6 protein-coding genes and 1 pseudogene are annotated in these 5,058 nt (G+C 62.4%); 5 read left to right on the top strand and 2 right to left on the bottom strand.

Features of this window, described 5'->3' with window-relative positions; all coding sequences use genetic code 11:
- A pseudogene (locus EN742_RS38775) lies at positions 1–233 on the top strand (SAM-dependent methyltransferase); the annotation flags it as partial.
- A complete protein-coding gene (locus EN742_RS24010) occupies positions 211–657 on the top strand; it encodes a GtrA family protein (protein ID WP_127405691.1) in 447 nt (148 codons plus the stop codon). The pseudogene EN742_RS38775 and the gene EN742_RS24010, both read left to right, overlap by 23 nt.
- Before the next feature lie 17 nt (positions 658–674).
- On the opposite strand, the gene EN742_RS24005 is transcribed toward EN742_RS24010, so the two are convergent.
- Together EN742_RS24005 and EN742_RS24000 are read right to left on the bottom strand one after the other, a co-directional pair.
- Complete coding sequence (locus EN742_RS24005) at positions 675–1,298, bottom strand: hypothetical protein (protein WP_127405690.1); 624 nt, start codon at positions 1,296–1,298, stop codon at positions 675–677.
- A complete protein-coding gene (locus tag EN742_RS24000; protein ID WP_126056285.1) occupies positions 1,285–2,448 on the bottom strand; it encodes a hypothetical protein in 1,164 nt (387 codons plus the stop codon). Before EN742_RS24000 ends, EN742_RS24005 begins: the two co-directional genes overlap by 14 nt.
- Positions 2,449–2,690: 242 nt before the next feature.
- Here EN742_RS24000 and EN742_RS23995 point away from each other — a divergent pair, with 242 nt between their 5' ends.
- From EN742_RS23995 to EN742_RS23985, 3 genes are all read left to right on the top strand, one after another.
- Positions 2,691–3,224: an inorganic diphosphatase gene (locus tag EN742_RS23995; protein ID WP_127405689.1), complete on the top strand. Its 534-nt coding sequence runs from the start codon at positions 2,691–2,693 to the stop codon at positions 3,222–3,224.
- Positions 3,225–3,389: 165 nt separating this feature from the next.
- Positions 3,390–4,304 carry a hypothetical protein gene (locus tag EN742_RS23990; protein WP_126056283.1) on the top strand — a complete coding sequence of 305 codons (915 nt, stop codon included), beginning with the start codon at positions 3,390–3,392 and terminating at the stop codon, positions 4,302–4,304.
- 49 nt (positions 4,305–4,353) lie between these two features.
- On the top strand, positions 4,354–4,785 hold the full coding sequence (locus tag EN742_RS23985) for a hypothetical protein (RefSeq protein ID WP_126056282.1): 432 nt from the start codon (positions 4,354–4,356) through the stop codon (positions 4,783–4,785).
- Positions 4,786–5,058 lie beyond the last annotated feature (273 nt).

The raw sequence follows: 5,058 nt of genomic DNA, 5'->3' as shown, positions 1-5,058 counted from the left end.
ATCCCTACAATCCGCTGACGCGTATCGCAGTGTTCCGCTGCCCGTTCGACGAGGACGCCGTTTTGCTTGGCGCGGGCGAGGCGGCACGGCTGCTTCGAGACGCGGGGTTCAGGTATATCCGGTCCGAGCATTTCCTGCTTCTGCCTTCAGCAAGACCCTTTGCCAGGAAGGTCGAGCGTGCGCTCGCCGCCCTGCCGCTCGGAGCGCAGTATGCGTGTGTCGCTTATGCCTGAGCACCGTTTCACCGCCGGCGTGAAATTCCTGGCGCGCTTCGGATCGGTCGGCATCGCCGCGACGATTCTTTACGCCGTCCTGGCCGCGGTCTTCGCCCGGGCGGACAGGATCGGCTTCACGCCGGTGCAGGCCTCGCTCGCCGCTTATGCTGCGGCGGCGCTGTTTTCCTACCTGGCGCACAAGTCCTTCAGCTTCATGTCGGCCGGACCGCATCGCTCGGAAGCGCCACGTTTCCTGCTGCTGTCCGCGACCGGCCTTGGCGTCGCCTATGCTGCGCCCACGCTCTTCACGGTGATGCTCGGCCTGCCGCTTTTCGTCCCCATCCTGCTGACCTGCCTGATCATCCCGGCGCTCAATCTTATCGCGCTCGACCGCTGGGTCTTTGCCGGGCGGGAAGCCGACCGACGGGGCGACCCGTCCTGAGTGAATGTCGCTTGCGCCTAAAGCGCATCCAGCCGAAACGAGATCAGCTTGATCGACCGATTGTATATGTTGCTTGCCGCCGGGCTCTGCGCGATGCCGTCGGGATAGTCGAAGAACAATTCCAGCCTGCCTGTGTCGGCCAGGGCTGCCTGGGGAATGACGAAAGCTACCGTCATCGGTGCCGCGCCCGAAACTGTCGCCTGATGCAGCCTTACGCCATTTGCCGAGATGACGACCCTCTGTGTGAGTTGGGGAGGACGCTTGACTGCGGCCATCTGCAGCGTTGCCAGAAGACCGCCACGGACGGGCGGCAGCGCCAGGCGAAGGCGAGAGGTCTCGCCCAGCGAATGGGTGCCGTCCGCCACCGGGCCCGACCAGCCGCAAACCCTCATATCCGCCGTCTGTCTGGCGCCATCGGATCGGAACGATATCGTTCGGCCGGGCGCATAGCTGCCGATGGCATTGCGGTTGAGGCACGTTGTCGTGCGGTCGATGTAATAGGCGTGATAGTCGTCGCTGACGTCGGGACTGAGGGCAAGCGCGAGGATGGCGAACTCGGACAAGGCAAGGGCGACCGCTAGGCCGTAGCCGCCAAGCGACACAGCGGACCTAGGGGAACGCAGCGCTTCAGACAAGGGCAAGATAGCCTCCGATCCACGCCACCGTCATGAAGTAGCAGGCGGCGAGGAACAGCGCCAAGGCCGCGACGAAGGTCAGCTTCGATCCTGACAGCAAGACGGCTACCAGCATCGTCAGCGGCGCGAGCCCGACGACGTATCTGACCATCGAAGCCAGGTTCGTGGTCAAGGGCAAGATGATGCTAACCGCGCAGAAAAGGGCCGCGCCATATTGCCTGCGAGCCCCGAGCACCAAGCACAGCGCCAGGCCAGCCGTTGCCGTCATTGCGCTCCATTGCGGCGCCGTCGGCAGCCAGTCGGCATTCGGGTGGTAGGACAGGCCGTCCCATAGAAACAGCAGCGGATTGCCCGCCACGCGCCCGAAGGCACGCTGTACGTGGAGGAAGGCAAAGCCGTCCCCGACCGTGAGATAGAGAAAGAGCATATAGGCGAACAAACCGGCGGGCGAGATGAAGATGGCGACCAGAAGATCCGGCCGGCCGAGCAGCCAGCGGGGAAAGGCGACGATAGAACCCCCCTTCGCGCGATACTCCTCGAACAAGTGAATGACAGTGGCGAACACGGCGAGCACACCAACGAGCCGCGTTGCCGATAGGAGCGCCGTGGCCACGCCGGCGGCGAGATGGTTTGAGCGCTTGAGCGCCAAGAAGACGCACGAGGTAAGCAGGACAAAGAGCGGTTCGGTGAGGAAAGTGGTGAAATGGAAAGAGAACGGGCCGCTGAGCAGGAAGGCGCAGTAGAGCACATAGGCGCGCATGTTCTTCCCCAGGAGCGGCCACGCTACGAGGCAAGCTGCGTAGCTCAACGCCTGCGACGTGATCGTCGCGATCAGGATCGTAGGGAAGGGCAGGATGGATCGGATCGCCGCGACCAGGAGCGGATAGAGCGGGAAGAAGCCCCAGCGCCCGACATTGCTTCCGTTCGCAATTGGGAAGCGCTCATAGCCCTTCTCGGAAATGTCTATATACCAGGAGCAGTCCCACCGGCAGAGCGCCTTGGCATAGGCCGCAAAGCCAGACTCCGCCGACACCGAGGCAAAGGCGGCATAGCGAATGGCAAGGCCGCTCAGGGCGAACAGCAGGGGCACCGCCACCACCGTGACTATCATGACGCGAATGCCGATATTCGCACGCGCCGCACCTTCAAGCGCCATGTCTCCACCCGTTCGCGTTGGCCCGGCAGCCGCGGTATTCGGTAAAAAGCGACTCCTGGAATTTTGGTTCCGCGGCAGCACGCAGCCGGCTCGACGATGACGACGCACCCTTCAACCCGCTCGGCGCCTGGGCGCATTCGCCCCAACGACGCGGAACTGCGGCTGTCCTTCGCGCTGCCCTTCGGAACATTCGTCGCATCTTGAAGTTCCATCCGGAGCGAACCAGCGCGATAGGCATCGCAATGCCCGATTATCTGAGGCTGCCGACCACAACGAAGGGGCTTGTCAGAGTGGTGATTGAAACCCCGCGTGGCGCGGAGGCGAAGATTGCCTACGATCGCGCAACCCGGACCTTCGGTTATGTCCGCCCCTTACCGGTCGGGATGACTTATCCCTACGACTGGGGTTTTATCCCTTCGACCTTGGGCGATGATGGCGATCCCCTCGACGGGCTGGTCATCCACCAGGCGGCTTCCGCTCCTGGCATCGTCATCAAATGCGACCTGTTGGGTGCATTGCGTGTCAAGCAGAAGGACTCCGGTGGCGAGGCCTTGCGCAACGACCGCTATGTCTTCTGTCCCCATAGAGAAGATGCTGCCGATGAGCCGGTTGCGACCGATCGTGTGCCAGATGACCTGCGGCGCGAAATCGAGCAGTTCTTTCTGTCGTCCGTGCTGGGGACGGGCAAGACCATCAAGTTCAAGGGATGGCAGAATGCCGACGAGGCTCGCAGGGCGATCAAGAAGGGCATGAAGGCCTTTGCCGCCTGTAAATGACCCAGCTTACTGCCAACGGAACAGAAGACCTGCAGCGACATTGTTAGTTCATCACATACTAACGCACAGGAGGCTTCCATGGGTCGCGGTATCTTGCTCTGGCTGCTCGGCATTCCCATTCCGATCATCATACTCATCATGCTGTTTGCGCGGTAGGAGGCTCAGATGCAGGCAACACTTGTGACTGCCGAGGCCTCTGCACCGACAGAATCCTCATCTTCAGCAGTGAACTGGGGGCCAATCATTGCCGGCGCCTTTGCCGCTTCGACCCTGACAGTCATGCTCCTATTGTTGGGCTCCGGCCTTGGGCTGAGCATGGTTTCGCCATGGTCCGCTGCTGGCGCGTCGGCCACGACATTTGCTGTGTCCACCGCAGTCTGGCTGGTGGTTGTGCAATGGCTTTCATCTGGCGTCGGTGGATATCTCACGGGTCGGTTGCGCACCAAATGGGTGGGGATTCATACCGATGAAACCTACTTCCGTGACACAGCTCACGGTTTCCTTGCCTGGGCACTCGCCACGCTTCTTGTTGCGGGAGTTCTTGGCTCAGCGCTTTCGGCGGCATTGGGTTCTGGAGTGCAGGCAGTTTCGACGGTGGCCGCGGGCGCCGCGACCGGGGCTTCGGCCGGTGCCGCAAGCAAGGACAGCTCAGCATTTGACAGCACGTCCTACTATGTGGATGCCTTATTCCGCCCCGCCGACCTGACCAAGCTCGTCGACGCCAATCCGCAGAACGAAGCTGCAGCGACCGCGCAGGCGTCGCGCATCCTGCTCGCCTCTGCTGCGAACGGCGGCGAACTTGCGGCTGACGACAGCGCCTATCTGACGCAACTCGTGGCCGCCCGCACCGGGCTTCCGCAGGCCGATGCCAAGGCTCGGGTAGATGCAATGATGGCCAAGGTGAAGGACGCAAAGATCAAGGCCCAGCAGGCGGCCGACACAGCCAGGAAAGCCGGCGCCTCCTTCGCCCTTCTTGGCGCCCTGTCCATGGTGGTGGGCGCCTTTATTGCCAGCGTCGCAGCGGCGCTAGGCGGACGACAGCGTGACGATGAGGAGGCCACTTATTTGGCCGACCGATAGGCTTGTCGCGAAAACCCCTTGGGTGATGCTCGATCAACAGGAGCTAATTATGAAACACCAGACCCTCGCACAACTGCAGGCGATCGCCGACGTCAAGCCGCTGGCGCAGAGCCCCGTTATGACCCGGAGGCAACGGATCGAGCGTTGGGCGGAGCTGCTCGAGCGGCATCCCGGCCGATGCCTGGGCGCGCTTGCTGGCACCGAACGCCTGCGCCTGGACGCCCGCCAGGCCGCACGAGCCGATGGATCGCCAATTTCGGTTGCCTTGGAAGATCCGCTGCTGAAAGCCGCGGGACTTAGGAACGACACCTATGGAGAGGCCCTTCGCTTCTTCGAGCTCAGCGATTGGCAATTGCACGAAATCGTCTGCAGCTGTCATGTCGGCGCCACCATGCAAAGCAAATGGGCCGCCGCCAGGGTGCGCAGGACCGTCAATGGCAGCCGTTTCCTGGCTTGGTTGAGGACCGTCCTCCTGCACTGAGTACTGCGGGCGTCTTGCCATTCAGGCGGCAACCGAAAGGGCAGGGCGGCCAGGCAAGGCCGCCGACTGCAAACCATGACGCCTTGGCCTCCACGGCACGGGGAACGTTAGTATGCGGATCCGCCGCATCGTAGGCCTTGCGCTCAGGGAGCAGTTTCACCAGCTATTGTGCATGCCATTTCTAAAATCCAAAATGAATGTTGACCAGCCCGACCTGTTCGCTGCAGCCGATGACCTGCCAGAAGGGTTTCGCTATCAGGGGAACCTTCGCGG

Source organism: Mesorhizobium sp. M4A.F.Ca.ET.020.02.1.1, from assembly GCF_004022645.1.
GTDB lineage: Bacteria > Pseudomonadota > Alphaproteobacteria > Rhizobiales > Rhizobiaceae > Mesorhizobium.
This window is presented reverse-complemented; position numbering and strand designations above follow the sequence as displayed.